Source organism: Nocardioides sp. HDW12B (genome assembly GCF_011299595.1).
In the GTDB taxonomy this organism is placed as follows: Bacteria; Actinomycetota; Actinomycetes; order Propionibacteriales; family Nocardioidaceae; genus Marmoricola_A.
In genome coordinates this window covers 291,274-317,740 of record NZ_CP049867.1, presented here as the reverse complement: position 1 = coordinate 317,740, position 26,467 = coordinate 291,274, and the positions used below count along the sequence as shown (strand labels likewise).

Genomic DNA, 26,467 nt, shown 5'->3' with positions numbered 1-26,467 from the left:
GTGCGCCGCCGCGGACGGAGGGACCCCGATGATCGAGGTGCGCGGACTCAGCAAGAGGTACGGCGACGTGGTCGCCGTCGACGACCTGACCTTCGACGTCGAGCCCGGGGCCGTGACCGGCTTCCTCGGGCCGAACGGCGCCGGCAAGTCCACCACCATGCGCATGGTGCTGGGACTCGACCGTCCCACCGCCGGGTCCGCCCGGGTGGCGGGGCGGACCTACACCGACATGTCGGCGCCGCTGCACGAGGTCGGGGCGCTGCTGGACGCCGGGGCGCTGCACCCCGGGCGCACCGGGCGCGGCCACCTCCGTGTCGCCGCGCTCAGCAACGGCATCCCGCTCACGCGCGTCGACGAGGTGCTCGACCGGGTCGGCCTGAGCGGCGCGGCCGGACGCCGGGTCAAGGGCTACTCGCTCGGCATGCGGCAGCGCCTGGGCATCGCGGCCGCGATGCTGGGCGACCCCGCGGTGCTGATGTTCGACGAGCCCGTCAACGGCCTCGACCTCGACGGGGTGCGCTGGATCCGCACGCTGCTGCGCGGGTGGGCCGACGAGGGCCGGACCGTGCTGGTCTCGAGCCACCTCATGAGCGAGATGCAGATGGTCGCCGACCGGGTGGTGGTGATCGGCCGGGGTCGGCTCATCGCCGACGCCACGGTGGCGGAGGTGCTGCGCGGCCTCGACGAGCAGCGGGTGAGCGTGCGCACGCCGTACGCCGACGACCTCGCGCGGGCGCTGTCGACGCGCGGCGGCGTCGTCGAGCGGCAGGGCGCCGACGACCTCGAGGTCACCGGGCTGGCCGCGGCGGTGGTCGGCACGGTGGCGCACGAGCACGGCGTCCCCCTGCACCGGCTGGCGGAGGTCGAGCAGTCGCTCGAGCAGGCCTACCTCCGGCTGACCGAGGGCGCGGTCGAGCACGTCGGCGCGGAGGTGGCGTGATGGGCGACCTCGCCCTGCTCGCCGCGACCGGGCGGGCCGAGTGGAGCCGGATCTGGAGCGTGCGGTCGAGCTGGGTCCTCGTGCTGGTGACCGCCGTGTCGGTGCTCGGACTGGCTGCGCTGATCGGCATCGACGTGGCCGGCGACCCCGGCGACGTGCCGTCCGACGCGACGGCCTGGGACGGCAGCCGTCCGACCGCGATGTTCGCGCTCTTCGGGGTGCTGGCGCTGGCGACCGTGACGGCCACCGCCGACCACGGCAACGGCGGCATCGTGCCCACGCTGCAGTGGACCCCGCGCCGCGGGCTACTGCTCCTCGCCCGCACCGTCGTGCTGGCCCTGACCACGACGCTGGTCGGGCTGGTGCTGCTGCTCGCCGCCACCGTCGTGCTGTGGGTGATCGTGCCCGGCGTCGGGCTGCCGTCCGGCGAGGGGCTGCGCGAGCTCGGCGGTCTGGGGCTGGTGCTCGGCTGCAGCGCCCTGCTGGCGGTCGGGCTCGGGCTGGCGCTGCGCAGCACCGCCGGTGCGCTGGTCAGCGTCACCGCGCTGGTGCTCGTGCTGCCGCCGCTGCTCGCGAACCTGCCCTACGACTGGGCGCTCGACCTGTCGGCGGCCACCCCGGGCTCCAGCGCGCTGTACCTCGTCTTCGGGGAGGGCCCGGGCGACGACATGACCACGACGTCGGCGCGCCTGACGCTGCTCGCCTGGGCCGCCGGGTCGCTCCTGCTCGGGGGACGGCGCCTGGTCCGCTCCGACGCCGGACACTGACCGCCTCTCGGCACGCACCGCCCTCACCCCACCCGCACCGACCGACCCCGGAGGACACCATGACCGCCGCACCCGGCTCCCCTACTTCACCGACCGCCTCCCATCCCCCGTGGCTCGGCCTCGCAGCAGCAGGCCTCGTCACGCTCCTGCTGCTGCTCGGCGTCGGGGCGCTCGGCATCGTCGGGGACGGCGGTCGCGACGACGCGCCGTACCTCCTCGCGCCGGTCGTCGCCGTGGTCGGCGTGCTCCTGGCGCGGCTGAGCCCGCACGGCTCGGCGGTGGCGCTCGGCGCCGCAGCCGGGGTGGTGGTCGCGGTCGCGCTCGGGTGGCTGGTCGTCGGGCTGCCCGCGGGCGCGTCGGCGCTCGACGTGGTGGGAGTCAGCGGGATGTACGCCGTGCTCTACGCCGGGGCCGCCTGGCTGTGCCTGCGCCGGTCGCGGGCCCGCTGAGGCGTCGGACGGGTCAGATGACGCGGGCGGGCGGCGGCACGGGCTTGCCCTCGCGCTGGGCGTCCTTCGCCCCGGCGCACTCGATGTTGCCGAGCACGTGGAGCATGACCCGGCGCAGGGCGTCGACGTCCTCGTCGCTCAGGCCGTCGAAGATCAGCGAGCGGACGTGCTCGACGTGTCCCGGCGCCGCGGCGACGAGCACGGCGTACCCCTGCTCGGTCATGCGCACGTTGGTCACCCGCCGGCTGATGTCCGAGGGACAGCGCGAGACCAGTCCGCGGCGCTCGAGCTTGCTGACCACGTGGGACAGGCGCGACAGTGAGGCGTTGGTGCGGCCCGCGAGGTGGCTCATCGACGTGACGTGGTCCTTCTCCTCGGACAGCATCGCGAGACAGAGGTAGTCGAAGTGCGTGAGGTCGGAGTCGCGGACCAGCTGGCTGTCGAGAGCGCTGTTGAAGCGCAGCATGACCCCGGCCAGGGGCAGCCACGCCGCGAGCTCGTCCTGGGTCAACCATCTGGTCATAGCCGCCATCCTACCTCTATACTTGAGACTTCAACAATCTAGTTCGTTCGTGAGGCCCATCATGACCGGTTCCCACCCGCTCCCGGCGCTCTACATCGGACACGGCGCGCCGCCCCTCCTCGACGACCCGGTCTGGAGCGGCCAGCTGCGCGCCTGGGCCGCCGACCTCCCGCGTCCGACCGGCATCGTGATCGTCTCGGCCCACTGGGAGTCCGCCCCCCTCGCGCTGAGCGCCACGGCCGCCGGCACGCCCCTGGTCTACGACTTCGGCGGCTTCCCGCAGCGCTACTACGAGGAGACGTACGCGACCCCGGACGCCACCGCGCTCGCCGACCGGGTCGCGGCGATGATGCCGGACCACGAGACCGTCCACCGCCACCCCTCGCGCGGGCTCGACCACGGCGCCTGGGTGCCGCTCAAGATCATGTACCCCGACGCCGACATCCCGGTGGTGCAGATGTCGCTGCCCACCCACGACCCCGGCCGCCTGCTCCAGCTCGGCTCGCGCCTGCGCGCGCTGCGCGACGAGGGCGTGCTCGTCATCGGCTCCGGCTTCCTCACCCACGGCCTGCCGTTCCTCACCGAGTTCCGCATCGACGCCGCGGTGCCGGGCTGGTCGCAGGACTTCGACCTCTGGGCGGCCGAGGCCCTCGCACGCGGTGACGTCGACACGCTCGCGTCGTACGCCGACCTCGCCCCGGGACTGCCCTACGCCCACCCCACCGTCGAGCACCTGACCCCGCTGTTCGTCACGCTCGGCGCCGCGACCGACCCGAGCGCCCCCGGCCTGCAGCGCATCGAGGGCTACTGGATGGGGCTGTCGAAGCGCTCGCTCCAGGTGGCGTGACGGCGTACCTTCCCTGACGAAACCGGCGCTTCCCGAGCGATGCTTCGCTCGGGAAGCGCCGGTTTCACTAGGTACCTGGTGAAACCGGCACCCCCCATCACCGCAGGTTGAGGCGGCGCATGGCCTTGAGGGACAGGACCGTCTGCTTGACGTACTTCGCGTAGTCGACGTCGGCGGGCGGGGTGAGGACCTGCTTCTTGAGCACGGCGACGTTGATCGGGTCGGTGTACTTCAGCAACCCGGAGTCGCCGTGGCGTGAGCCCACCCCGCTGTTCTTGATCCCGCCCGAGGGCGTCGACTTGCTGGCGTAGGCGCAGGCCAGGCTGTCGTTGACGCCGATGTTGCCGGCCCGGATCCGACGTCCGAGCCGCTCGGCCGCCTCGAGGTCGCGCGACCAGATGCTGGCGTTGAGGCCGTAGTCGGTGTCGTTGGCCAGCGCCACGACCTCGTCCTCGGTCTCGTAGGTGAAGATCGCCGTGACCGGTCCGAAGGTCTCCTCGCGCGCGAGCCTCATCGCCGGGGTCACCCCGCGCAGCACCGTCGGCTCGTAGAAGGTCGGCCCCAGGTCGGGGCGGGCCCGCCCCCCGGTCAGCACCTCCGCCCCCTGCGACCGCGCGTCCTCGACGTGGTCGGACACCCGCTCCAGGTGCTCGGCGCTGATGAGCGCGCCCATCTCCGGCTCCCAGTCGTACGACGCGCCCAGGGCGATCCGCTCGGCGGCGATCACGAACCTCCGGGTGAACTCCTCCGCGACCAAGGCGTGCACGTAGATCCGCTCGATGTGCATGCAGGCCTGGCCGGCGTTGAGGAAGGAGCCGAAGAGAGCACCGGGGACCGTCTCGTCGAGGTCGGCGTCGGGCATCACGACCAGCGGGTTCTTGCCGCCGAGCTCGAGGGTGCAGCCGATGAGGTTGGCCCCGGCGCGCTCGCCGATGACGCGCCCGGTCGCGGTGGAGCCGGTGAACATGACGTAGTCGGCGCCGTCGACGATCGCCGGTCCGACGTCCGGCCCCTCCCCGCACACGATCTGCACCAGCCCCGCGGGCAGGCCGGCCTCCTCGAGCAGCGAGACCCCGAAGGCGACGTTGAGGGTGCTCCGGTTGTCCGGCTTGAGCACCACCCCGTTGCCCGCGATCAGTGCCGGCATGGCGTCGGAGAGGCTGGTGGCGAAGGGGAAGTTCCACGGCGAGATCAGGCCGACGACGCCCTTGGGCGCCCGCACCTCGGTGGCGGTCGAGACGAACGGCACCACCCCGCCCCGCTTCGTGTCGGTGAGCACCCGTGACGCCGTGCGGAGGTAGTGGCTGGTCGTCATGGCGACGTCACAGACCTCCTCGAAGGACATCCGACGGGCCTTGCCGGTCTCGGCCTGCATGAGGTCGACGACGGTCGCGTGGTTCTTCAGCAGCAGCTTGTGGAAGCGCTTCATCACCGCGAGCCGCTGCTCCAGCGGCTGCGAGGCCCAGCCCTGCTGGGCCTCGCGGGCGTCGGCGTACGCCGCCTCGACGTCGGCCGCGGTGGACTGCGGCAGCGCCGTGATCACCTCGCCGGTGTAGACCTCGAGCAGCTTGTACGTCGCTCCGCCGCTCGAGCGCACCCGGTCGGTGAGGCGACCGAGCAGCCGGTCGTCGATGGTCGCGGGAAGGGGCATGGCGGCGTACTCCTCGGGTCGGGAAACCCGAAAACTGTAACGCGTTCTAGTCCGTCGGCCTAGGGCCGCGGGTCAGGACCCCTCGACGTACCAGCTCGTCAGCCCGCGCCCGCCGCGCTGGCTCAGCGACAGGTGCACGTGGTCGCGGTGCCGCAACGTCTTGGAGCAGCGCTCCACCGAACGGCACGACGAGCTCAGGTAGTCGCGCGCCTCGAAGGTCCGGTAGGACGCGTAGATGCGGTCGTTCCAGATGACGTACATGACGCCCATCCGACGGGCGAGTGCGTGCCGGTTGCCGTCGGGGTCCTCGGCGAAGACCTTGGCCAGGAAGCGGGCGACCTCGCGCCGCTGGGCGCGCTTGTCCGCGTCCATCGTCCAGTCGATGGCGCGCCCGTCCTGGTGCTCCGAGGAGCTGCTCGAGCACGTGCGCATGGTGGCGCGGGCGGCGCCGCCGGTGAACGCGCGGTCGATCCAGGACGCCAGCTCGCCCGTGCCGGGCAGCGGCCGGGTGCGACAGCCGTCCTCGGGCTCGTACGCCGCGTAGTCCTCGGGCGCCTCGGTCCAGGCCGACGCCGCGGGCGCCAGCGAGGGCGTGGCGACGGGGACGGCGAAGGACGCGGTCGCCGAGACCAGCGCCGTCACGACGACGGCGCGCAGCCCCCGGCGCATCAGGTCAGCAGGGTGCCGGCGCTCAGGCCGACATCAGCACCGGCTCGACGTGACCGTCGGGCGCGATGAAGAAGCCGTCGTCGAAGAGGATGACGCCGTTGCAGAGACGGCACCACCCCTGCTCCGAGTGGTCGCTGACGACGTGCGCGGTCCAGCAGCACTGGTCGTCGACGGACGGACAGGATGGCGTGTGTGCACACATCGTCGTGTACCTCCCAGAGTCGTGGTCGCCTTCCTCCCAGTGGGGCGACTCACACCACCATGACACGCCGGAGTGACCAAAGTCCCGCGATCGCCCTACTTTCTCTGGTAACGACCGGGACTCGACTGGACCGGTGAGCGGCTCAGGACTCCTGGTCGGTCAGCGCCATCACCCAGGAGTCGACGTCACAGTGCTCGTCGCCGCGGGCGACGGCCTCCTGGCTCAGCCGGATGAACTCACGCGTGTTCCACCAGGGCAGGCGCAGCGTGGTGCTCTGCCCGTCGAGGTCGAGGTAGGAGATCTCGGTCAGCACCGAGGTGGCCTGCACCTGCACGGCGCCCTCGCCGACCGGCACCATCGAGCGCAGGCCGTCCGCCATCAGGTCGCGGCCGAAGGTCCAGCAGCGGCGCCCCTCCGCGCTGGTGATGTGCACGCGCACGGCGTACGGGTCGGCGGTCTCGTAGGCCAGCGCGACCTCCACCGTCTCGACGTCGACCTCTCCCCGGATCCACCCGGCGGTCTCCACGACGACCTTCGACATGCGTCTCTCCTTGTCCCTCGAGCGCCTTCGGCTGCCCGTCCCTGCCCAGGTCAACGACCTGCACGGGCGGGAGTTATGACCGGTTCGGGACCTGGTCCGCACCGAGCGCAAAGGTTTAGCCCTCAAGCGCCGGCGGGCAGGTTCACCACGGCCCTCCCGGGCCCCCTGAACCCGCTGAGCCCCACCAAGGAGAGACATGCCCCAGACCGTGGACGCCCTGGTCACCCCCGGCCCCAAGGAGCCCTTCGAGCGCCGGACCGTCGAGCGGCGCGACCCCGGCGCGAACGACGTCGTCATCGACATCGCCTTCGCCGGCATCTGCCACTCCGACATCCACCAGGCCCGTGAGGAGTGGGGCGAGGCCCTGTTCCCGATGGTGCCCGGCCACGAGATCGCCGGCACGGTGAGCGCCGTCGGCGACGGCGTCTCCAAGTTCAAGGTCGGCGACCGCGTCGGCGTCGGCTGCTTCGTCGACTCCTGCCGTGAGTGCGAGAACTGCCAGGCCGGCGACGAGCAGTACTGCCTCAAGGGCGAGGTGCCGACGTACAACGGCAAGGAGTACGACGGCGAGCCGACGTTCGGCGGCTACTCGAAGGCGATCGTCGTGGACGAGAACTACGTCCTCAACATCCCCGAGGGTGTCGAGCTGGACGTCGCGGCTCCCCTGCTGTGCGCCGGCATCACCCTCTACTCGCCCCTCAACCACTGGGAGGCCGGCCCCGGCAAGAAGGTCGCGATCGTCGGGATGGGCGGCCTGGGCCACATGGGGGTGAAGATCGCCTCCGCCATGGGCGCCGAGGTGACCGTGCTGAGCCAGTCGCTGTCGAAGCAGGAGGACGGCAAGCGGTTCGGCGCCGACCACTACTACGCCACCAGCGAGAAGGAGACGTTCAAGGAGCTGCGCAACAGCTTCGACCTGGTCGTCAACACCGTCGCGGCCAACCTGCCGGTGGACAAGTACCTCTCGCTGCTCAAGCTGAACGGCACGATGGTCAACGTCGGCATCCCCGACAGCCCCGACAACTTCCACGCCTTCTCGCTGGCCGCCATGCGGCGCAGCATGGCGGGGTCGAAGATCGGCGGCATCCGCGAGACCCAGGAGATGCTGGACTTCTGCGCCGAGCACGGCATCGGCGCCGAGATCGAGACCATCGGCGTCGACGACGTCGACGGCGCCTGGGACCGGGTCGTCGACAGCGACGTGCGCTACCGCTTCGTCATCGACACCGCCACCTTCGACAGCGCGAGCTGACCCGAGCCTCGGGCCGGTCGGGCAGGATGACGTCATGTCCGACTGGCTCGAGGGTCTCAGCACCCTGCAGGTGATCCTGCTGGTGCTCGCCGTGGTCTTCGGGGCCTCCGTGGTGGCCGCGGTCCTCGGTGCTTGGCTCGTCCGGATGGGCATGCACCGCCCCGCCGTCGTGCGCCGGGCCTCCGCCCTGTCGGAGAAGGGCCTCGGCCTGGTCAAGCGGCCGCTGACCATCGTCGTCCTCGACGAGGTCGCCGCCGTCATCCAGACGGGTCACTACACGAAGAACATCTCCCAGGCCCTGCTCGAGAACCACGACGAGCTCAAGGACCTGGTCGCCGAGAAGGTCAAGCGGGACCCCAACGTCCGTCTCATCGGCCGCCTCCCCGGCTACGACACGATCGTGAGCGAGGTCAGCGAGACGACCCTGCGGGTGCTCATCGAGATGCTGAGCGACCCGCGCATGGACGAGCTGATCAGCGACCTGCTCCGCAACAACCTCGAGCAGATCAAGCGGGCCGTGCGCGACCGCGACCACGAGAACGTGGGCCCCCCGAAGCCGCCGGACCCCATCCCTCCGAGCGCCCCGCGGATCCCCGGGCCCTGACCTGGGGTCGTCCGCAGTCGGATTGCGCGCGATCGGTGGTGGGCATGACTCGCAGATGCCCACCACTGACACCGAGCGCTCGGACCGCTCCTCTCAGACCGGCTTCCCCCTGCAGCTCGGCGTCGCCGCCGCGGTCACCCTGCTGGGGGCCTGGATGGGCTTCGCGGCCTACTTCGGGATCTCCACGGTCCACTTCGGCGCCCCGGTCGAGGCGCTGGTCTACGGCGCGGCCATCGTCGGCGCCGCCTTCATCCTGTCCTGGGCCGCCGAGGCGGTGCAGGTCGACATCAACGCCGGGCTCGCACTCGCGCTGCTCGCGCTGCTGGCCGTGCTGCCGGAGTACGCCGTCGACTTCGTCTTCACCGCCAAGTGCGGCGGGGAGTACGCCGCGTCCGGCGGCAGCCCGGAGATCTGCGGCCTGAGCCTGGCCAACATGACCGGCGCCAACCGGGTGCTGGTCGGCGTGGGCTGGCCCCTCGTGGTGCTCGTCGCCACCTTCGCGGTCTGGCATGCACGCCGCTCGGGCAACGACAAGGACGAGTCCGAGAGCCCCAGCACCCACGCCGGTGAGGTGCGCCTGGCCCCGACGATGTCGGCCGAGGTCGTCTTCCTCGGCATCGCGACGCTCTACTCGTTGACGCTGCCGCTCAAGGACACGCTGACGCTGTTCGACATGGGGGTCTTCCTCGCCATCTTCGCCGCCTACGCGTGGCGGCTGGCCAAGATGCCGGCCACCGAGCCCGACCTGCTCGGCGTCTCGCAGTGGGTCGGCGAGAAGGACACCCGTCCCCGCCGCACCTGGGTGATCGGGATGTTCGTCTTCGCGGCGATCATCATCCTGCTCTCGGCCGAGCACTTCGCGGAGTCCCTCGTCGCCACCGGCGCGGAGATCGGCGTCTCGGAGTTCCTGCTGGTGCAGTGGGTCGCTCCCCTGGCGAGCGAGTCGCCCGAGCTGATCGTGGCCTGCCTCTACGCCTGGCGCCTCAAGGCCGGCGACAGCCTCGGCACCCTGCTGTCGAGCAAGGTGAACCAGTGGACCCTGCTCGTCGGCGGCCTGCCCCTGGTCTTCGCGATCTCCGCCGGCACCCTCGACGGGCTCCCGCTGGACACCGAGCAGCGCTTCGAGCTCCTCATCACCGCCGCCCAGTCGCTCTTCGCGGTGGCCGTCCTCATCGACCTGAGCCTGAGCTTCCGCGGGGCGCTGATGCTGATCGGTCTGTTCTCGGTGCAATTCTTCGTCAGCATCTTCGGCTCGTCCGACATGAACCGCTGGACCATCATCGGCCTGTCGGTGGTCTACATCGTGCTCGCACTGGTGCGCTTCGCCCGCCTGCACGAGCAGACCCGACAAGTCATCAAGGACGGCACCGTCACCGACTACGCCAAGCTCGACGACGAGCCGGCGGGCTGACCCCCGGGCCACCCCCGGGCCACGGACACCGCCGCGGCGCGGCGCCGGGCCTCGGGAAGGCACAGTCCGCGGGAACGGCGTACCACCCGCACGGGTCTCCCGCGCCGGCTCGCGAACCGCTAGCGTCGAAGACCATGGGAGAGGTCCTGGCGGCCGATTCGGCTGGTGACCCCTCGCCGGGGGGCGCCGCTGACGCGTTGCGCCGCAGCGAGCAACGCTTCCGTCTGCTGGTGGAGGCGGTGGAGGACTACGCCATCTTCATGCTCGAGCCCGACGGCACCATCGCGAGCTGGAACGCCGGCGCCCAGCGCAGCAAGGGGTGGACCGCCGACGAGATCGTCGGTCGCCACTTCCGGATCTTCTACCCGCCGGAGGTCGCCGCGAGCGGGCACCCGGAGCACGAGCTCGAGGTCGCCCTCCGGGAGGGCCACTACGAGGAGGAGGGCTGGCGCCTGCGCAAGGACGGCTCCCGGTTCTGGGCCACCGTGCTCATCACCGCGGTGCGCGACCCGGCCGGCCAGCACGTCGGGTTCGCCAAGGTCACCCGCGACACCACGTCGCGCCGGCAGCTGGAGCAGGAGCGCGAGGCCGCGCTCGAGGCCCTGCGCGAGGCCAACGCCGAGCTGGCGGTCCTCAACGAGCGGCTCCGCAAGGCCGCCGACGACCAGGCGCAGTTCCTGGCCGTGACCGCCCACGAGCTGCGGACGCCGGTCGCCCTGCTCAGCGGCTCGGCCGAGCTGCTCGCCGAGCACGACGCGCTGCTGACGGAGACCGAGCGCCGCGACACGCTGGGGGCCATGACCTCCGGCGCGACGAGGCTGCGGCGGCTCGTCGACGACCTGCTCACCGCGTCGCGGCTCCAGAGCAGCAAGCTGGCCGTCCAGCGCGACGAGGTCCCGCTGGCGTCCTTCGTCGGCGCCGCCGTCGACACCGTACGACGTACGCACCCCTCGTCCGAGATCGTCGTCGGGCCGTTGCCCTCGGCCACCGTGCGGGGCGACTCCGACCGCCTGGCCCAGGCGCTGGAGAACCTGCTCACCAACGCCCTGAGGCACGGACGCCCCCCGGTGGAGGTGGCGGCGCTGCTCGACGGCGACCTGTTGGTGCTGCGCGTCTGCGACCACGGCCCGGGGGTCAGCAGCGACATGCGGCCGCGCCTCTTCCAGCGCTTCGCCACCGGCTCGACCGCCGGCGGCACCGGGCTGGGTCTCTACATCGTGCGCGAGCTGGCGCGGGTGCACGGCGGCGACGCCCGCTACGACGGCGACGGCCCGCAGGGCGCCTTCCTGCTGGAGCTCCCCCTGGCCGGCGCGGCGTCGGCTGCCACCGCCCCCGAGGGCTCGGAGCCGGTGTGACGGCCACGACCATCCGGGTGCTGCTCGTGGACGACATCGTCCACGTCCGCCGTCTGGTGCGCAGCGCGCTGCGCCTGCGCGGCGGCTTCGAGGTCGTCGGTGAGGCGGAGCAGGGCACCGAGGCCGTCCGGCTGAGCGCCGAGCTCCAGCCCGACCTCGTCGTGCTGGACCTGGGCCTGCCCGACCTCGCCGGCCACGAGGTGCTCACCCGCATCCGCGCCGCCTCCCCCCGCAGCAAGGTCGTGGTGTTCTCCGGCGCGGACGAGTCCGGGCTGGAGTCGGAGGTCGAGGCCTACGTCCCCAAGGACGCCGAGCTCGGCTACCTCGTCGACCTCGTGGAGTCGGTCGGTCGCGGCGACCTCGCCCTCGCCCACCCCCAGACCGTCCAGGTGTCGCTCGGTCTGCCCAAGGAGCTCACCAGCGTGCGCCTGGCTCGACGCTTCGTCGCCGAGCGGCTGCAGGAGTGGGGGCTGGAGTCGTTGGAGGACGACGCCCTGCTGGTGACCAGCGAGCTGGCGGCCAACGCCATCACCCACGCCGAGTCCGACTGCGAGATCCGGCTGACGCTGAGCCCGTCGTCGCTGCGCATCGACGTCGGCGACCGCGGCGTGGGCACCCCGGAGCCGCAGCCGCCGAGCGCCACCGAGGAGCACGGCCGCGGCCTGGTGCTCGTCGACGCGGTCGCGTCGGCCTGGGGCCTCGACGCCCTGCCCGGGGTCGGCAAGGTGGTCTGGGCCGAGCTGGCCCTCGCACGCTGAGCCGGGACGGCCCACTACGATTGCCCGGTCCGTGCGGGTCCCGCACGGCGCACGCCGGTGTAGCTCAGTTGGTAGAGCGCCTCACTTGTAATGAGGATGTCGCGGGTTCGACTCCTGTCACCGGCTCCACCCCCGTGGAGCGGGGCACCCGACAACGAGGGCACCCGCTTTCGGCTGGGTGGACCGACCGCGCGGATGCCCTCGTGGCGTCGAGTGCCCGCCCTACTTGTTCTTCATGTGCAGGTCATCGGCCAACCACACACCGTCGGGCTCTTGGTCAGCGCGAAGGATCACGTTGTTCATGCCCTTGTTCCGCTGGACCTTCAGCTGCACCCAGCCGTTGTTGTTGACCGACACCGTGTGCTTGCGCACCACAGAGTTGCCCTTGCGGCCCACCAGCGTGAAGGTCGCCTGGCTGGCACCGCTGTTCTGCGACACCCAGATGGAGACCATCGTCTTGAGGTTGTGGAACTCGATCCGCTGCGGCCCGACGGGCGTCCCGCCGTCGGAGTACGACCCGCTCTGGTTGAATGCGAGGAACCGGTTCCCGCTGTGCGCCGACTGTGACCAGCCGCCGCACGTGGAGTCGAGGATGCCCCCGCCGCTCGTAGCACCCGGGCCACGGAAGTTGGCCGCCGCGTAGCGGTCGCGCAGGGCGGTCGTCTGGTTGAAGAGGCAGAAGCCCGGGGCGTCGTCGAAACCGATGTGGACGATGCCGCCTGCGGCTTGTGCGGGGACGGCGCCGCCGATCGCCGGAGCGAGAACCCCCAGGGGAAGGGCGGCGATGGCCGTGGCTGCGGTGATTCGTTTCATGGGAATCCTCCTCGGTCGGTGTGCCGACTCTCGGCACCTGCGATCGTGCGGAAGGAGGACAGGACAGGTCAGTGGATACACACTCGATACCTGGAGTTCCCGACCCGCTAGACCACGCCGGGACCGAGGTCACTGAGAATCGGGCATGTCAGCCGGGTCAGCCACGCTGTCAAGGGCGCGGCCTACGTCGGAGACGAAGCCGCACCTGAGATCGGGGATTCGATCCTCATGCGGGCAAGAGGCCACGCCGAGGTGCCCTGTCGAGCCTGGCGGTTACTTGTCATGAGGATGTCGCGGGTTCGACTCCTGTCACCGGCTCCGTCCAGCGATCGGCCTTCGTCTGCGCCGCTGACCCGCATCCGATAGACATGACCCCATGGCGGCGGCGCACGAGCAGGGGATCGAGCTACCCGCGCACCCCTCGAGCGTGTCCCGCGCGCGGCAGCTGGTGCGTGACGTCGTCGCGCTGTCGGCCAGCCCGGAGCTGTCGGCCGACGCCGAGCTGCTCACGAGCGAGGTCGTCACCAACGCCCTGGTGCACGCCGGTGGCCCGATCGGGCTGACGGCGCGGCACATGCGCGACGGCGTCCGGATCGAGGTCTCCGACGGAAGCCCGCACAGCCCCATCGTGCGCGAGTACGGCGAGCTCGCCGGGACCGGTCGCGGTCTCCGGCTGCTGGACCTGCTCGCCCGCTGGGGCGTCGAGGAGAGCCCCACCGGCAAGACGGTCTGGTTCGAGCTCGGCGAGACCCGCGGCCGCGGCGCCACGACGGTCGCCCCGGACCACGCCTCGGCCGGGAGCGACGACGCGCCACGCGAGGCCGACCCGTTCGTGGACGTGACCCTGCTCGACGTACCGCTGCTGCTGCACGCGGCCTGGCAGATGCACGCCGAGACCTTCCTGCGCGAGTACCTCCTGGTCCGCCTGGACCAGACCGACGACCCCGACGACATCTCCGCCGACGGGGCCGTGATCGTGGCGCACGCCGCCGCGAGCGACGCGTTGGCGCTGCTGGCGGAGGGCATCCCCGCCCCCGACCTCGGTGACGACCCGGCGACGCTGATGGACCACGCCACCGGCTCGCGGGTCCTGGCGCCGCGCGTGACCCTCCGGGTGCCCCGCGAGTCGCTGTCCAACTTCGGGCTCCTCGACGAGATGCTCGACGCCGGGCTCGCGCTGGCCGACGAGGGCGGCTTCCTGACGCCGGTGATCCAGCCGGAGATGCGCGCGATGCGTCGCTGGCTGTGCGCGTCCGTGGCCGAGCAGGCCCGGGGCGAGGAGCCGCGGGCGTGGGCGCTGAGCTCCAGCGACCTCGACGCCCCGCTGCGGGCCCCGATGGCGTGGGACGAGCACGACCTCCTGGGCACCGGCCCGGCCACGATCGTGGCCGACGACACCAACCGCATCCTGGCCGCGAGCCCCGGTGCTCTCGACCTCCTCGGCTACCCCGAGGGCGAGCTCGTCGGTCGGCGGCTGATCGCGATCATCCCCGAGCGCTTCCAGCAGGCCCACCTGGCCGGCTTCACGATGCACCTGCTGTCGGGCCGACGGACGCTGCTCGACGTGCCCGTCCGGGTGCCCGCCGTCCGCGAGGACGGCAGCGAGCTGCTCATCGAGCTGACGGTCCGGCGCCGCCCCTCACCGTCGGGCCGGGCGCTCTTCGTCGCCGAGCTGTTCGACGCTGCCTGAGCCCCCGGTCCCGGCCCGCCCGTGAGGCGTTCTTGAGGCGATCGGGAGCTCTGCCGGGGGCTGCGCGGTCCTAGCGTCGAGCCATGACGACGAGCACCCGCACCCCAGACACGACGCCGGACACCACCACCCCACCGAGCAGCCCCCGCGGGGCCACGATCGGCACGGGCTGGTACACCCCTGAGGACTGCCGCCTCGACGACCTGCGGGCCGTGGTGGAGGTGGAGACCGACACCCGCCGCTACCCTCACGCCGACGAGGTCGTCTCCGGCGTCCTGGTGTACGGCGAGCGCTGGCGAGCTGCGGCTGCCGACCCGTCCGCGCGGCGTACCCTCCAGGCCGAGCTGGCCGACGCCCTGCTCGACGGACCGGGCATCGTGGTCTTCCCGGGGGCCTTCGACCGTCCCACGGTCGAGGCCGCCACCTCCGCCTTCGACGCCCTCATCGCTGCGCAGAAGGCGGCGGGGACGGTCGCCGGCGACCACTTCGCGAAGCCGGGCGCGAACGACCGGGTCTGGGGTGCACTGGACAAGCTGGCCGTCGCGGACCCCGAGACCTTCGCCGCCTACTACGCCAACGAGGTGCTTGCCCTGGTGAGCGAGGCGTGGCTCGGCCCGGGGTACCAGGTCACCTCGCAGGTCAACGTGGTGAACCCGGGCGGACAGGCGCAGGTCGCGCACCGCGACTACCACCTCGGCTTCATGGACCGGGACCAGGCTCAGGCCTACCCGGCCCACGTGCACGCCCTCTCCCCCGGGCTGACGCTCCAGGGAGCAGTGGCGCACGTCGACATGCCCCTCGAGACCGGACCGACCCTCTACCTGCCCCACTCGCAGAAGTACCCGGCCGGCTACCTCGCTTACCACGACCCCGCCTTCACGTCGTACTTCGAGGAGCACCGCGTCCAGCTGCCCCTGAGGCGCGGCGACGCGGTGTTCTTCAACCCGGCCCTGTTCCACGGTGCCGGCACGAACCTCACCACCGACGTGCGCCGGATGGCCAACCTCCTCCAGGTCTCGAGCGCGTTCGGGCGCGCCATGGAGACCGTCGACACCCTCGCGATCTGCACCGCCGTCCACCCGGTGCTGCGCCGGTGGCTCACCGAGGGCGTGGACGCACGCGCGATCGGCCGGGTGGTGACGGCCGCCGCCGAGGCCTACCCGTTCCCCACCAACCTCGATCTCGACCAGCCCGTGGGATCACTGGCCCCTCCGAGCCAGGCCGACCTGCTTCACCAGGCCCTCTCCGAGGACTGGTCGACCGACGTCCTCACCGAGGCCCTCCGCGCCCAGCAGGGCCGTCGCCGCTCCCAGGTCGGCTGAGAGGATCGCGTGGACGACCTCCTGCTGGGCCGCGCTGTGCTCGTCAGCGGCGGCACTGCGGGCCTGGGCCTCGCGGTGGCGCGCGAGGCAGTGCGTCAGGGCGCCGACGTCGTGGTGACGGGGCGCCGCCGCGACGTCGGTGAGGCAGCGGCCGAATCCCTGCGCTCCGCCTCCGACCGCCCGCAGGCCCACTTCGTGCCGTGCGACGTCGCCGACACGGACGACGTCCAGAAGGCGGTCGCGGCGACCGTGAGGCTGCTGGGGCGCGTCGACGGCCTGGTGAACGCAGCCGGTCTGACCTCCCGGGGGACGCTGCTGGACACCACCCCGGACCTGTTCGACCAGCACGTCGCGGTCAACGTGCGTGGCCCGTTCTTCCTCATGCAGGCGCTGGTCCGGCACCTGCTGGAGCGGGGCGCCGGCGGCACGGTCGTCAACGTCGTCACGATGTCCGCCCACGGCGGCCAGCCGTACCTGGCGCCGTACGTCGCCTCGAAGGCGGCGCTGGCCGGGCTCACCCGCAACGTGGCGCACGCCCACCGCTGGGACCGGATCCGCGTGAACGGCCTCAACATCGGCTGGACCGACACCGACAGCGAGGACGCGGTGCAGCGGGAGTTCCACGACGCCGGCGACGACTGGCGCGAGCGAGCCGCGGAGACGCTGCCGATGGGGCGGCTCGGACAGGTCGACGAGATCGCCGCCATGGTGGTGTTCCTGCTGTCCGAGCGCAGCGGCGTGGTCACCGGCTCGGTCATCGACTGGGACCAGAACGTGCCCGGCGCCCACGACTGAGGCGAGCCGCTCACCTGTCGTCGCGGTCGTCCACCAGACCCGGCGGCTCGTTGAAGGGGGTCACGACCTGGATCTGCGACGGGCGGGTCGTGGGGGCGCCGGGCGCCCTGCCACCCGCCTGCAGGAGCAGCCGGCAGGCTCGGCGCAGGTCGCCGCGGAGGTCGTGGTGCAGCACGGCCGACACCCGGTGCGCACGCAGCAGGCGCCGGTTGTCCTCGTCGAGGTCGTGCACCACGAACACGGTCGGGTCGCGACCCACGGCGGCGAAGGCCTCCAGGATCGCGTCGTTGCCGCCGCCGGCCGAGTAGACCGCGTCGATGCCGCCGTGCGCCCGCAGCGCCGCGAGCGCCGGCGCGAGGACGCCTGCGTCACGACCGTCGGTCCCGCTCACCTCCACCACCCGACGCTCCGGCGCCAGCCGGGCCAGAGCCTCGCGGAAGCCCGTCTCGCGCTCCTCCTCGCCGCGGAACGACGAGCTGCTCAGGGTGACGAGCACGTCGCCCGACGTGCCCGCCCACCGGGTGACCAGGTAGGCCGCCGTCGCGCCCGCAGCCCGGTTGTCCACCCCGACGTAGGCCGCGCGGCGACTGCCTGACACGTCGGTGACGAACGTGACGACCGGGACACCGGATCCGACGACCCGGTCCACGGCATCCGCCACCTCGGGGTGGTCGGGCGCCTTGAGCACGACGCCGTGCGAGCCGCGTCGGCGCACGTCGTCGAGCGCCTGGGCCGCTGCTCGCGGGTCACTGTCCTCGTTGAGGTGCGACCGGGCCCGCACCACCGCCGGTCGCAGCGAACGCAGCTCGGCCTCCAGCGCCTGCTGCGACGCGACAGCGAAGCGGGGCGGCGCCTGCATCACGAGGTCGAGGATGAGCGGGCGACCCGACAGCTCGACCTGGGCCCGCTGGCGGTCGAGCTCCTCGATCGCACGCTCGACCTGGGTCACCGTCTCCGGTCGCACCCCCGGGCGGCCGTGCAGCACCCGGTCGACCGTGGCGCGGCTCAGACCGGCCTGGGCGGCGATGTCGGTGACGCGGTGCCGACCCCTCATGCGGTGGACCCTGCCACACGCGACGCCCCGCGGGGAGAGTCTTGGGAAGGGCCTACTGTCAGGGCGTGCGCTACCGCCTCGTGCCCCTCGACCTCACGTCCCTGGAGGCCCTGGCCGCCGGCGACCTCGGCGCGGCCAGCGCCCGGTGCGGCACCGACCTCACCCCCTTCATCGCCGGCGAGACGTGGCTGTGGCGGCTGCGGCTGGGGCAGCTGCAGGAGTCGCCGCAGGACCTCGAGTGGATCGCCCGCCCGGCGGTCGCCCTCGAGGGCACCGACGCCGGCCGGGTCGTGGGCCACCTCGGGTTCCACGCCGCTCCCGACGCCGAGGGTCGCGTCGAGGTCGGCTACACGATCGACCCGGCGCACCGCCGGCGCGGTCACGCCCGGGCCCTGCTCACCGAGACCGTCGACCGCCTCGAGGGTGACCCGCGCGTCCACCTGCTGCGGGCCAGCATCAGCCCGGACAACGCCGCCTCGCTGGCCACCATCGCCGGCCTCGGCTTCCGCCAGGTCGGCGAGCAGTGGGACGCCGAGGACGGGGTCGAGCTGCTCTTCGAACGCGTCGTCTGAGGCGTCGCGAACTCCCGACCCCCGGCGGAATCGTCCGCGCCGTGGGACCATGGCCCCTCACGAGGGAGTGTGCATGGGGATCGTCGGGGGCCGGACCGGCCGCTGGGGCACGGTGGGGCGCCTGGCCGCGCTCACGACGGCCGCGGCCCTGCTGACCGGCTGCGGCGGCAAGCTGATGGACGACCTCGACGCCGCGAGCGAGACGGTCGCGCCCACCGAGACTCCGTCGGTCACCGCGAGCCCCTCGGCCGAGCCGCCCGAGTCGCTGCCCAGCCCCTCGCTCGAGCCCGTCCCGGCCAGGAAGAAGCAGGTCCGCAAGCCGCCGGCCCCGCTCAAGCGCCCCGACATCACGGTCCCGCGGATGAAGATGCCGCCGGTGTTCGACGGTCCCGTGCTGGGCGGGGACATCTCGTGGCCGCAGTGTCCTCCCGGCATGGGGATCCCCGCCAAACGTACGCTGGGCATGCCGATGCCGCTGCCCCAGGCGAAGTACGTCGTGATCGGCCTGACCAACGGCCCCGGCTTCACCCCGAACCCGTGCCTGGAGAGCCAGGTCGACTGGGTCAAGGAGCGCGACCTCATGGCGTCGGCGTACGCCGTGCACAGCTACCCCGACGCCGGCACGCTCGCGCAGTACGGCGGCAAGGGCCCGTTCGACGCCGGCACCACCCGGGGCCGGCTCCAGAACGTCGGCTTCCAGCAGTCGCTCTACAACCTCGCCAACCTGAAGGCCGCCGGGCTGTCGACGCCGATCGTCTGGATCGACGTCGAGCCGGTGCCGACCTTCGAGTGGAGCACCGACAAGGCCGCCAACGCCGCCGTGATCGCCGGGGCGGCCCGCGGCTACACCGACAGCGGCTTCGGCATCGGCGTCTACTCCACCCCCGCGCTCTACGAGGGCGTGGTCGGCGAGCTGAGCCTGGGCGGCGTACCGGAGTGGCGCGCGGCCGGGCAGACCTCGCAGGCCGAGGCGCTCAGCCGCTGCGGTCCGGACTGGACGATCCAGGGCGGCGACGGCGTGATGGGTCAGTGGGTGCAGTACGAGCGCGACCTCAACATCACGTGCCCGGGGGCCGAGAAGCAGATGTTCCGGTTCTTCCACCAGTACTGACGAGCGCTGACGTGACTCTGCGGTGGGCCCGAGCCACCAGGTGGCTCCGACCCACCGCAGACGGGTGATCACGGGGTGAGGGGCCGGGGGGCGCCGCCGTGCCGGGCTGGTCGTAGAGGAGACGAGCCGGCCGGGCGCCCCCCGGCCCTCATCCCGCTCGCAACGGTATCGCCGGAACCGTGGTGGCGCCCTTGGCGGGGACGAGCCAGACCTTCGATCCGGTCTCGAGGCCGCGGGCGTGCGAGCGGGTCATGGTGACGAGCACGTCGGGCTCGTCGTCGGTGCGCACCGTGATGCGCACCTCGAAGCCGACCCGGAGGATGCGCGTGATGACCCCGGGCACGCTGCCCAGGAGCGACTCCGTGTCGGTCAGGTCGATGTCGTGCGGGCGGATCAGCTGGCCCTGCAGCGACGTGACCGGGCCCAGGAACGACATCACGAAGTCGTTCGCGGGCTGGTCGTAGAGCTCGTCGGGGGTGCCGATCTGCTCGATGCGGCCGTCGTTGATGACCACGATCTTGTCGGCGACCTCGAGGGCCTCCTCCTGGTCGTGGGTCACGAAGACGGTGGTCACGTGCACCTCGTCGTGGAGGCGACGCAGCCAGTCGCGCAGCTCCTTGCGGACCTTGGCGTCGAGGGCACCGAACGGCTCGTCGAGCAGCAGCACGGTCGGCTCGACGGCGAGGGCCCGCGCCAGCGCCATGCGCTGACGCTGGCCGCCGGAGAGCTGGGCGGGCAGCCGGTGGGAGAACTGGCTCAGGTGCACCAGCTCCAGCAGCTCCTCGACGCGACGCTTCACCTCGGCCTTGGGCCGCTTGCGGATCTCGAGGCCGAAGGCCACGTTCTTGGCCACGGTCATGTGCTTGAAGGCCGCGTAGTGCTGGAAGACGAAGCCGACGTTGCGCTTCTGCGGTGACAGGTGCGTGGCCTCGGTGCCCTCGATCACGATGTTGCCCGAGTCTGCGTTCTCCAGGCCGGCGATGATGCGCAGCAGGGTCGACTTGCCGCCACCGCTGGGCCCGAGCAGCGCGGTGAGCTGCCCGGTGGGGATGTTCACCGAGACGTCGTCGAGCGCGACGAAGTCACCGAAGCTCTTGTTGATGTTGTTGATCTCGATACTCATGAGAGCTCTTCCTTGGGACGCAGGAGGGAGACGACGACGATGCACACGACGGCGGCGAAGGCCAGAAGGAACGCCACCGAGTACGCCGTGGACTGCTCGAAGTTCTGGTACTTCTGCTCGACGACCAGCGTGGCCGTCTGGGTCTTGCCGACGATGCTTCCCGAGACGACCTTGACCGCGCCGTACTCACCGAGCGAGCGCGCCAGGCTGAGCACGACGCCGTACACGACGGCCCACTTGATGCTGGGCAGCGTGATGCGCCAGAAGGTCTGGCGACCGTTGGCGCCGAGGCTGCGGGCGGCCTGCTCCTGCTCGTCGCCGATCTCCTGCAGGACGGGCACGACCTCGCGGATGACCAGGGGCAGGGCCACGAACGCGGTGGCCATGACCATGGCCGGCACGGCGTAGACCATCTGGATGCCGGCGCTCTCCAGCGTCGGGCCGAACCAGCCGTTGCGCCCGCCGTAGACGAGCAGCAGCGCCAGGCCGACGACGACCGGCGAGACCGACAGCGGTACGTCGATCAGGGCCGAGAGCGCGCGCTTGCCGGGGAACTCGTAGCGCACCAGCAGCAGCGACATGCCGACGCCGAACACCAGGTTGATGACGACCGCGGAGCCCGCGACGATCGCGGTCAGCCGCAGCGAGTTGATCACCAGCGGGTCCTCGAGCGCCTCGAGCATCGGGCCGAGCCCGTCCTCGAAGGTGTTCTGCACGACGAGCGAGACCGGCCACGCGACCAGGAGGAACACGTAGGCGATGGCCACGGCGCGCAGCGACAGGCGCACCCAGAGAGGATCCCTAACCACGACGCGACACCCGCCTCTGCAGGACGTCCAGGCCGACGATCACCACGAGGGCGACCACGAGCAGGATGGTGGCGACCGCGGAGGCCGCGGCCAGGTTGCCGTTCTCGATGTAGCTGAGCACCCGGATCGAGGCGACCTCGGTGCGGAAGGGCAGGTTGCCGCTGAGCAGGACCAGCGAGCCGAACTCGCTGATCGCGCGGGCGAAGGACAGGGCGGCCCCGGCGGCAATGGCCGGCACCAGGCTGGGCAGGATCACGCGGCGGAACGTCGTGAGGCGACCGGCGCCCAGCGAGGCCGCGGCCTCCTCGACGTCGGCCTCGAGCTCCTCCAGCACGGGCTGCACGGTCCGCACCACGAAGGGCAGCGTGACGAAGGCGAGCGCCAGGAAGACCGCGCGCTCGGTGTTGGCCACGTTGATGCCGATCGGGCTCTGCGGGCCGTAGAGGGCCAGCAGCACCAGGCCGGCCACGATCGTGGGCAGCGCGAACGGGATGTCGATGAAGACGTTGAGGACCGAGCGTCCCCAGAACCGGTCACGCACCAGCACCCAGGCGATGACGGTGCCCATGACCACGTTGAGCAGGGTGACCTGCGCGGCCTGGAGCACCGTGAGCTTGACCGCGGCGAAGGTCTGCGCCCCGGTCAGGGTGTCGACGAAGTTCGACCAGCCGCCCTCGGCCGTGGTGGCGAGCACCGCCGCCAGCGGGATGAGCACGAGCAGGGAGAACCACACCACGGCCACCCCCAGGCCCAGCGCGCTGGGCGCGCCGAGCGTGGTGGTGGCCCTGCGGGGGCGACGCCGTGGTGGCGCCGCCCCCGCAGGAGGTGGAGCAAGGGTCGTGGTCACTCGCCGGTGGCTCCGGTCTCGACCTGGATCTTCGGGACGATGCCGGCCTCCTCGTCGAAGAACTTGGTGGTGGCGTCGGGCCACCCGCCGAAGTCCTCACCGACGGTGAGCAACGTCTTGGGGGTCGGGAACGGGTCGGCCGGGTCGGTGGCGCCCTCGACGTCCTCGCCCTCGATGCCCTCGACCACCGGGCGGTAGCCGTACTTGCGGAAGATCTCCTGCGCCTCGTCGGTGTAGAGGTAGTCGAGCCACGCGGTGGCGGACTCGTCGGCCTCCTCGGTGACGGCCGCGGGGGTCTCGATCAGCAGCGTCTCGTCCGGGACGATGTAGTCCAGCTCGGCGTCGTTCTGCCGGGCGAGGATCGCCTCGTTCTCGTAGGAGATGAGGACGTCGCCGTTGCCGCTGGTGAAGCTCGTCAGGGCGTCGCGCGCCGAGCCGGGCAGCGAGACGGCGTTCTCGAAGAACTTGGTGAGGTACTCCTCACCGTCGGCCTCGGAGCCGCCCTTCGCGATGACGCTGCCGTAGGCGGCGAGGATGTTCCACCGAGCACCACCGGACGAGCCGGGGTTCGGGGAGACGATCTCCACGCCGGGCTTGACGATGTCGTCCCAGCCCTGGATGTCCAGCGGGTTGCCGGGTCGCGTGACGATGACGACCACGGAGTCGGCCACGATGCCGTCGTGCTCGTTGTCCTGCCAGTCCTCGGCCACGAGGCCGGCGTCGACCAGGCGGGTCACGTCGCTCTCGAGCGAGAAGTTCACGTAGTCGGCCGGCTGGCCGGCCTCGACCGCGCGGCTCTGGTCGCCGGACGGCCCGTAGGAGGCGCTGAACTCCACGCCCTCACCCTCGGGCGTCTCGGCGAAGAGGCCCTCGATCTCGTTGTACGCCGTCTCCGGGGTCGAGTAGGCGACCAGGTCGATGGTCGACCCGCCCTCGCCGTCGCCGCCCGCCGATGCGTCTCCCCCGCAGGCGGTCAAGGTGGCGAGTCCCAGCCCGAGCGTCAGAGACGCCACGCCCACCGTCTTCTTGTTCATCATGAGTCCCAGGTCCCATCGTTCTCGGCGGGTCACGACGACCCGCCATTTGGTGTTACTCAACTAAACTAGTTGAGTTAGTCGGGAACAGTAACGGACCTTGGGCCCGTGTCCAGCACCCGGACGGTGAGTCGCGCGTCACAACCGTCTTGCCCTGCGTCCGCGGGCGGATCCGCGACGGCGGCGCGACGTACACTTTCAAAGGTGTCACGTGCGTAGAACGTGTTCTCGTTCTGCGGTTCCCGACCACGGGGCCGCGGTGGCGCCGAGTCGAGCAGAAGGGCTGATCGTCAGTGGCCACAGAGGTCAAGCAGCTGGACCGGGTCATCATCCGCTTCGCCGGGGACTCCGGCGACGGCATGCAGCTCACCGGCGACCGGTTCACCCAGGAGACGGCCTCCTTCGGCAACGACCTGTCCACGCTGCCGAACTTCCCCGCCGAGATCCGCGCGCCCCAGGGCACGCTCCCCGGCGTGTCGTCGTTCCAGGTCCACTTCGCCGACCACGACATCCTCACCCCCGGCGACCGCCCCGACGTGCTGGTGGCGATGAACCCCGCAGCCCTGAAGGCGAACCTGCCCGACCTGCCGCGCGGCGCCACGATCATCGTCGACACCCACGACTTCTCCGGGCGCAACCTGGCCAAGGCCGGCTACGCCGACAACCCCCTCGACGACGACACGCTCGAGGCGTTCGCCGTCCACGCCGTCGACCTGACCGGGATGACGGTCGCCGCGGTCAAGGAGTTCGGGCTCTCGCGCAAGGACGCCGCGCGCGCCAAGAACATGTTCGCGCTCGGGCTGGTCTCCTGGATGTACGGCCGACCCACCGAGACGACCGTGACCTTCCTCGAGCGCCGCTTCGCCAAGGTCCCCGACATCCGCGACGCCAACATCGCGGCCTTCCACACCGGCTGGAACTACGGCGAGACCACCGAGGCCTTCGTCGTGCGCTACGAGGTCAAGCCCGCCCCGATGCGCGCGGGCACCTACCGCAACATCACCGGCAACCTGGCGCTGTCCTACGGCCTCGTCGCCGGTGCGGTGCAGTCGGACCTGCCGCTGTTCCTCGGCTCCTACCCGATCACCCCGGCCAGCGACATCCTCCACGAGCTCAGCAAGCACAAGCGCTTCGGCGTCACCACGCTGCAGGCCGAGGACGAGATCGCCGGGGTCGGCGCGGCCCTGGGAGCCTCCTTCGCCGGCGCGCTCGGCGTCACCACCACCTCCGGCCCGGGCGTGGCCCTGAAGTCGGAGACCATCGGCCTGGCCGTCATGACCGAGCTGCCGCTGGTCGTCGTCGACGTCCAGCGTGGCGGCCCCTCGACCGGCCTGCCCACCAAGACCGAGCAGGCCGACCTGCTGCAGGCGATGTTCGGCCGCAACGGCGAGTCGCCCGTGCCCGTCGTGGCGCCGCAGTCGCCCGGCGACTGCTTCGACGCCGCCGTGGAGGCGATCCGCATCGCGGTCACCTACCGCACGCCCGTCATGCTGCTGTCCGACGGCATGCTGGCCAACGGCTCCGAGCCGTGGGCCGTCCCCTCCGTCGAGGACCTCCCCCGCATCGACCCGGCCTTCGCCACCGAGCCCAACAAGACGGTGACCAAGAAGGGCGAGGACGTCGAGGAATTCTGGCCCTACCTGCGCGACGAGGACACCCTCGCCCGCCCCTGGGCCGTCCCCGGCACCGCCGGCCTCGAGCACCGCATCGGCGGTCTCGAGAAGGGTGAGGGCCACGGCAACATCTCCTACGACCCGGCCAACCACGACCTCATGGTCCGCACCCGCCAGGCCAAGGTCGACCGCATCGCCGAGTCCCTCCCGCCGCTCGAGGTCGACGACCCCTCCGGGTCCGCCAAGGTCCTCGTGGTCGGTTGGGGGTCGACGTACGGTCCGATCGGCGCGGCCTGCCGCCGCGTGCGCACCGCCGGCGGTCAGGTCGCCCAGCTGCACCTGCGCCACCTCAACCCGTTCCCGAAGGACCTCGGCGAGATCCTGGGCCGCTACGACGCCGTGCTGGTGCCCGAGATGAACCTCGGGCAGCTGTCGCTGCTGCTGCGTGGCCGCTACCTCGTCGACGCGGTGGGCTACAACCAGGTCAACGGCATGCCGATCAAGGCCGCGGAGCTGGCGGAGGCCCTGTCGAGCCTCGTCGCCTCCACCGACCCGACCTTCGAGCCGGTCGACACCGAGCAGCGAGAGGACGCCCGATGAGCGCCGAACCCCTGGACCTCCCCTTCCCCGGCCTGACCGGGGTCCCCACCACCGACGAGCCGCAGAACCGCAAGGAGTACACCTCCGACCAGGAGGTGCGCTGGTGCCCCGGCTGCGGCGACTACGCCGTGCTGGCCGCCGTGCAGGGCTTCCTGCCGACGCTCGGCCTCAAGCGCGAGAACATCGTCTTCGTGTCGGGCATCGGCTGCTCGAGCCGGTTCCCCTACTACCTCGACACCTACGGCATGCACTCGATCCACGGCCGCGCGCCGGCGATCGCGACCGGCATCGCCACCGCCCGCGAGGACCTCTCGGTCTGGGTGGTCACCGGTGACGGCGACGCGCTGTCCATCGGCGGCAACCACCTGATCCACGCGATGCGCCGCAACGTCAACATGACGATCCTGCTGTTCAACAACCGGATCTACGGCCTGACCAAGGGGCAGTACTCCCCCACCTCCGAGGTCGGCAAGGTCACCAAGTCCACCCCGATGGGCTCGGTCGACCACCCCTTCAACCCGGTCTCGCTGGCGCTGGGCGCCGAGGCGACCTTCGTGGCCCGCACCGTCGACTCCGACCGGAAGCACCTCACCGAGGTGCTCTCGGCCGCCGCCGCCCACCGCGGCACCGCGCTCGTCGAGATCTTCCAGAACTGCCCGATCTTCAACGACGGCGCCTTCGACGCCATCAAGGGCGCCAAGGACTCCTCGGCCGCCGACGCGATCATCCCGCTGCGCCACGGCGAGCCGGTCACCTTCGGCCGCCCCGACGAGGACGGCAACCCCACCAAGGGGGTCGTGCGCGACCCGGCCACCGGCGGCGTCCGCGTGGTGGACCTGGTCTCGACGAGCTCGACCGACGGTGTGCCGACGGCCGACCTGCTCGTCCACGACGCCCACGCCGACGACCCGACGCCGGCCTTCGCGCTGTCGCGGCTCACCGACGCGGGCTACCTCCACCAGGCCCCGATCGGCATCTTCCGCCAGGTCGAGCGCCCGACGTACGACGACCAGGCTCGCGCCCAGGTCGCGACCGCCCAGGCGGGCACCACCGACCGCACCGGAGCGCTCGCCGACCTCCTCGGCGGCGGCGACACCTGGACCGTGGTCTGACCG

Annotated in this window: 27 protein-coding genes and 1 tRNA gene; 17 read left to right on the top strand and 11 right to left on the bottom strand. The window is 71.7% G+C overall.

The window, feature by feature from the left end; genetic code table 11:
• Positions 1-28 precede the first annotated feature (28 nt).
• The 3 genes from G7072_RS01520 to G7072_RS01510 are packed head-to-tail and all read left to right on the top strand — an operon-like array spanning position 29 to position 2,156.
• Entirely contained in the window at positions 29-940 is a 912-nt protein-coding gene (locus tag G7072_RS01520) for an ABC transporter ATP-binding protein (RefSeq protein WP_166083892.1), read from the top strand.
• On the top strand, positions 940-1,707 hold the full coding sequence (locus tag G7072_RS01515) for a hypothetical protein (RefSeq protein WP_166083891.1): 768 nt from the start codon (positions 940-942) through the stop codon (positions 1,705-1,707). The genes G7072_RS01520 and G7072_RS01515 overlap by 1 nt, the downstream gene beginning before the upstream one ends.
• A gap of 59 nt (positions 1,708-1,766) precedes the next feature.
• A complete protein-coding gene (locus tag G7072_RS01510; RefSeq protein WP_166083890.1) occupies positions 1,767-2,156 on the top strand; it encodes a hypothetical protein in 390 nt (129 codons plus the stop codon).
• Between the two features lie 13 nt (positions 2,157-2,169).
• Here the strand turns inward: G7072_RS01510 and G7072_RS01505 are convergent, their stop codons facing one another.
• The gene (locus G7072_RS01505; RefSeq protein WP_166083889.1) at positions 2,170-2,679 is read right to left on the bottom strand and encodes a MarR family transcriptional regulator; all 510 of its coding nucleotides are present in this window, start codon (positions 2,677-2,679) and stop codon (positions 2,170-2,172) included.
• Positions 2,680-2,740: 61 nt separating this feature from the next.
• On the opposite strand from G7072_RS01505, the gene G7072_RS01500 reads away from it, so the two are divergent.
• Positions 2,741-3,526: a class III extradiol ring-cleavage dioxygenase gene (locus G7072_RS01500; protein WP_166083888.1), complete on the top strand. Its 786-nt coding sequence runs from the start codon at positions 2,741-2,743 to the stop codon at positions 3,524-3,526.
• Positions 3,527-3,623: 97 nt separating this feature from the next.
• Here G7072_RS01500 and G7072_RS01495 read toward each other — a convergent pair whose 3' ends face one another.
• The 4 genes from G7072_RS01495 to G7072_RS01480 form a co-directional block, all read right to left on the bottom strand.
• Positions 3,624-5,177, bottom strand: coding sequence for a succinic semialdehyde dehydrogenase (locus tag G7072_RS01495; RefSeq protein WP_166083887.1), 1,554 nt, complete (start codon positions 5,175-5,177; stop codon positions 3,624-3,626).
• Between the two features lie 72 nt (positions 5,178-5,249).
• The gene (locus G7072_RS01490) at positions 5,250-5,846 is read right to left on the bottom strand and encodes a hypothetical protein (protein ID WP_166083885.1); all 597 of its coding nucleotides are present in this window, start codon (positions 5,844-5,846) and stop codon (positions 5,250-5,252) included.
• A 22-nt stretch (positions 5,847-5,868) separates the two neighbouring features.
• The gene (locus G7072_RS01485; RefSeq protein ID WP_166083883.1) at positions 5,869-6,048 is read right to left on the bottom strand and encodes a DUF5999 family protein; all 180 of its coding nucleotides are present in this window, start codon (positions 6,046-6,048) and stop codon (positions 5,869-5,871) included.
• A gap of 142 nt (positions 6,049-6,190) precedes the next feature.
• Positions 6,191-6,589 (bottom strand): SsgA family sporulation/cell division regulator, encoded by a 399-nt coding sequence (locus tag G7072_RS01480; protein ID WP_166083882.1) that lies wholly within the window; start codon positions 6,587-6,589, stop codon positions 6,191-6,193.
• A gap of 196 nt (positions 6,590-6,785) precedes the next feature.
• On the opposite strand from G7072_RS01480, the gene G7072_RS01475 reads away from it, so the two are divergent.
• From G7072_RS01475 to G7072_RS01450, 6 genes are all read left to right on the top strand, one after another.
• Positions 6,786-7,841 carry an NAD(P)-dependent alcohol dehydrogenase gene (locus tag G7072_RS01475; RefSeq protein ID WP_166083881.1) on the top strand — a complete coding sequence of 352 codons (1,056 nt, stop codon included), beginning with the start codon at positions 6,786-6,788 and terminating at the stop codon, positions 7,839-7,841.
• Positions 7,842-7,875: 34 nt separating this feature from the next.
• Positions 7,876-8,445, top strand: a complete 570-nt coding sequence (locus tag G7072_RS01470) for an NAD-glutamate dehydrogenase (protein ID WP_166083880.1) — start codon at positions 7,876-7,878, stop codon at positions 8,443-8,445.
• A 55-nt stretch (positions 8,446-8,500) separates the two neighbouring features.
• Positions 8,501-9,856, top strand: a complete 1,356-nt coding sequence (locus G7072_RS01465; RefSeq protein WP_166083879.1) for a sodium:proton exchanger — start codon at positions 8,501-8,503, stop codon at positions 9,854-9,856.
• A 134-nt stretch (positions 9,857-9,990) separates the two neighbouring features.
• On the top strand, positions 9,991-11,211 hold the full coding sequence (locus G7072_RS01460) for a PAS domain-containing sensor histidine kinase (protein ID WP_166083878.1): 1,221 nt from the start codon (positions 9,991-9,993) through the stop codon (positions 11,209-11,211).
• Positions 11,208-11,969, top strand: coding sequence for a response regulator (locus tag G7072_RS01455; RefSeq protein WP_166083877.1), 762 nt, complete (start codon positions 11,208-11,210; stop codon positions 11,967-11,969). The genes G7072_RS01460 and G7072_RS01455 overlap by 4 nt, the downstream gene beginning before the upstream one ends.
• A gap of 53 nt (positions 11,970-12,022) precedes the next feature.
• Positions 12,023-12,098, top strand: a tRNA-Thr gene (locus G7072_RS01450).
• A gap of 93 nt (positions 12,099-12,191) precedes the next feature.
• Here G7072_RS01450 and G7072_RS01445 read toward each other — a convergent pair.
• Entirely contained in the window at positions 12,192-12,782 is a 591-nt protein-coding gene (locus G7072_RS01445) for a hypothetical protein (protein ID WP_166083876.1), read from the bottom strand.
• A 376-nt stretch (positions 12,783-13,158) separates the two neighbouring features.
• Here G7072_RS01445 and G7072_RS01440 point away from each other — a divergent pair, with 376 nt between their 5' ends.
• The 3 genes from G7072_RS01440 (at position 13,159) to G7072_RS01430 (ending at position 16,589) form a co-directional block, all read left to right on the top strand.
• On the top strand, positions 13,159-14,472 hold the full coding sequence (locus G7072_RS01440; protein WP_166083875.1) for a PAS domain S-box protein: 1,314 nt from the start codon (positions 13,159-13,161) through the stop codon (positions 14,470-14,472).
• 83 nt (positions 14,473-14,555) lie between these two features.
• A complete protein-coding gene (locus G7072_RS01435; protein WP_166083874.1) occupies positions 14,556-15,794 on the top strand; it encodes a phytanoyl-CoA dioxygenase family protein in 1,239 nt (412 codons plus the stop codon).
• A 9-nt stretch (positions 15,795-15,803) separates the two neighbouring features.
• The gene (locus G7072_RS01430) at positions 15,804-16,589 is read left to right on the top strand and encodes an SDR family oxidoreductase (protein WP_206063239.1); all 786 of its coding nucleotides are present in this window, start codon (positions 15,804-15,806) and stop codon (positions 16,587-16,589) included.
• Positions 16,590-16,599: 10 nt separating this feature from the next.
• Here G7072_RS01430 and G7072_RS01425 read toward each other — a convergent pair whose 3' ends face one another.
• The gene (locus G7072_RS01425; protein WP_166083873.1) at positions 16,600-17,643 is read right to left on the bottom strand and encodes a LacI family DNA-binding transcriptional regulator; all 1,044 of its coding nucleotides are present in this window, start codon (positions 17,641-17,643) and stop codon (positions 16,600-16,602) included.
• A gap of 65 nt (positions 17,644-17,708) precedes the next feature.
• On the opposite strand from G7072_RS01425, the gene G7072_RS01420 reads away from it, so the two are divergent.
• Positions 17,709-18,215, top strand: coding sequence for a GNAT family protein (locus G7072_RS01420; RefSeq protein ID WP_166083871.1), 507 nt, complete (start codon positions 17,709-17,711; stop codon positions 18,213-18,215).
• A 73-nt stretch (positions 18,216-18,288) separates the two neighbouring features.
• Positions 18,289-19,326 carry a hypothetical protein gene (locus G7072_RS01415; RefSeq protein WP_166083870.1) on the top strand — a complete coding sequence of 346 codons (1,038 nt, stop codon included), beginning with the start codon at positions 18,289-18,291 and terminating at the stop codon, positions 19,324-19,326.
• A 148-nt stretch (positions 19,327-19,474) separates the two neighbouring features.
• Here G7072_RS01415 and cysA read toward each other — a convergent pair whose 3' ends face one another.
• The 4 genes from cysA to G7072_RS01395 are packed head-to-tail and all read right to left on the bottom strand — an operon-like array spanning position 19,475 to position 23,118.
• Complete coding sequence (gene cysA / locus G7072_RS01410) at positions 19,475-20,449, bottom strand: sulfate ABC transporter ATP-binding protein (RefSeq protein WP_166083869.1); 975 nt, start codon at positions 20,447-20,449, stop codon at positions 19,475-19,477.
• Complete coding sequence (locus G7072_RS01405; RefSeq protein WP_166083868.1) at positions 20,446-21,237, bottom strand: sulfate ABC transporter permease subunit; 792 nt, start codon at positions 21,235-21,237, stop codon at positions 20,446-20,448. The genes cysA and G7072_RS01405 overlap by 4 nt, the downstream gene beginning before the upstream one ends.
• Before the next feature lie 13 nt (positions 21,238-21,250).
• On the bottom strand, positions 21,251-22,105 hold the full coding sequence (gene cysT, locus G7072_RS01400) for a sulfate ABC transporter permease subunit CysT (RefSeq protein WP_166083867.1): 855 nt from the start codon (positions 22,103-22,105) through the stop codon (positions 21,251-21,253).
• Positions 22,102-23,118 carry a sulfate ABC transporter substrate-binding protein gene (locus G7072_RS01395; protein ID WP_240917086.1) on the bottom strand — a complete coding sequence of 339 codons (1,017 nt, stop codon included), beginning with the start codon at positions 23,116-23,118 and terminating at the stop codon, positions 22,102-22,104. The genes cysT and G7072_RS01395 overlap by 4 nt, the downstream gene beginning before the upstream one ends.
• Before the next feature lie 314 nt (positions 23,119-23,432).
• Here G7072_RS01395 and G7072_RS01390 point away from each other — a divergent pair, with 314 nt between their 5' ends.
• Both G7072_RS01390 and G7072_RS01385 read left to right on the top strand, forming a co-directional pair.
• A complete protein-coding gene (locus tag G7072_RS01390) occupies positions 23,433-25,352 on the top strand; it encodes a 2-oxoacid:acceptor oxidoreductase subunit alpha (protein ID WP_166083865.1) in 1,920 nt (639 codons plus the stop codon).
• On the top strand, positions 25,349-26,464 hold the full coding sequence (locus tag G7072_RS01385; protein ID WP_166083864.1) for a 2-oxoacid:ferredoxin oxidoreductase subunit beta: 1,116 nt from the start codon (positions 25,349-25,351) through the stop codon (positions 26,462-26,464). The genes G7072_RS01390 and G7072_RS01385 overlap by 4 nt, the downstream gene beginning before the upstream one ends.
• Positions 26,465-26,467: the final 3 nt, after the last annotated feature.

Bases quoted from the DNA above. Each gene is read 5' to 3' on its own strand.
- G7072_RS01440 (WP_166083875.1), top strand. From the start codon at position 13,159: ATGGCGGCGGCGCACGAGCAGGGGATCGAGCTACCCGCGCACCCCTCG.
- G7072_RS01385 (WP_166083864.1), top strand. From the start codon at position 25,349: ATGAGCGCCGAACCCCTGGACCTCCCCTTCCCCGGCCTGACCGGGGTC.
- G7072_RS01475 (WP_166083881.1), top strand. From the start codon at position 6,786: ATGCCCCAGACCGTGGACGCCCTGGTCACCCCCGGCCCCAAGGAGCCC.
- G7072_RS01495 (WP_166083887.1), bottom strand. From the start codon at position 5,177: ATGCCCCTTCCCGCGACCATCGACGACCGGCTGCTCGGTCGCCTCACC.
- G7072_RS01510 (WP_166083890.1), top strand. From the start codon at position 1,767: ATGACCGCCGCACCCGGCTCCCCTACTTCACCGACCGCCTCCCATCCC.
- G7072_RS01505 (WP_166083889.1), bottom strand. From the start codon at position 2,679: ATGACCAGATGGTTGACCCAGGACGAGCTCGCGGCGTGGCTGCCCCTG.
- G7072_RS01435 (WP_166083874.1), top strand. From the start codon at position 14,556: ATGACGACGAGCACCCGCACCCCAGACACGACGCCGGACACCACCACC.
- G7072_RS01445 (WP_166083876.1), bottom strand. From the start codon at position 12,782: ATGAAACGAATCACCGCAGCCACGGCCATCGCCGCCCTTCCCCTGGGG.
- G7072_RS01520 (WP_166083892.1), top strand. From the start codon at position 29: ATGATCGAGGTGCGCGGACTCAGCAAGAGGTACGGCGACGTGGTCGCC.
- G7072_RS01490 (WP_166083885.1), bottom strand. From the start codon at position 5,846: ATGCGCCGGGGGCTGCGCGCCGTCGTCGTGACGGCGCTGGTCTCGGCG.
- G7072_RS01465 (WP_166083879.1), top strand. From the start codon at position 8,501: ATGCCCACCACTGACACCGAGCGCTCGGACCGCTCCTCTCAGACCGGC.
- G7072_RS01515 (WP_166083891.1), top strand. From the start codon at position 940: ATGGGCGACCTCGCCCTGCTCGCCGCGACCGGGCGGGCCGAGTGGAGC.
- G7072_RS01485 (WP_166083883.1), bottom strand. From the start codon at position 6,048: ATGTGTGCACACACGCCATCCTGTCCGTCCGTCGACGACCAGTGCTGC.
- G7072_RS01460 (WP_166083878.1), top strand. From the start codon at position 9,991: ATGGGAGAGGTCCTGGCGGCCGATTCGGCTGGTGACCCCTCGCCGGGG.
- G7072_RS01425 (WP_166083873.1), bottom strand. From the start codon at position 17,643: ATGAGGGGTCGGCACCGCGTCACCGACATCGCCGCCCAGGCCGGTCTG.
- G7072_RS01480 (WP_166083882.1), bottom strand. From the start codon at position 6,589: ATGTCGAAGGTCGTCGTGGAGACCGCCGGGTGGATCCGGGGAGAGGTC.
- G7072_RS01470 (WP_166083880.1), top strand. From the start codon at position 7,876: ATGTCCGACTGGCTCGAGGGTCTCAGCACCCTGCAGGTGATCCTGCTG.
- G7072_RS01415 (WP_166083870.1), top strand. From the start codon at position 18,289: ATGGGGATCGTCGGGGGCCGGACCGGCCGCTGGGGCACGGTGGGGCGC.
- cysA (WP_166083869.1), bottom strand. From the start codon at position 20,449: ATGAGTATCGAGATCAACAACATCAACAAGAGCTTCGGTGACTTCGTC.
- G7072_RS01500 (WP_166083888.1), top strand. From the start codon at position 2,741: ATGACCGGTTCCCACCCGCTCCCGGCGCTCTACATCGGACACGGCGCG.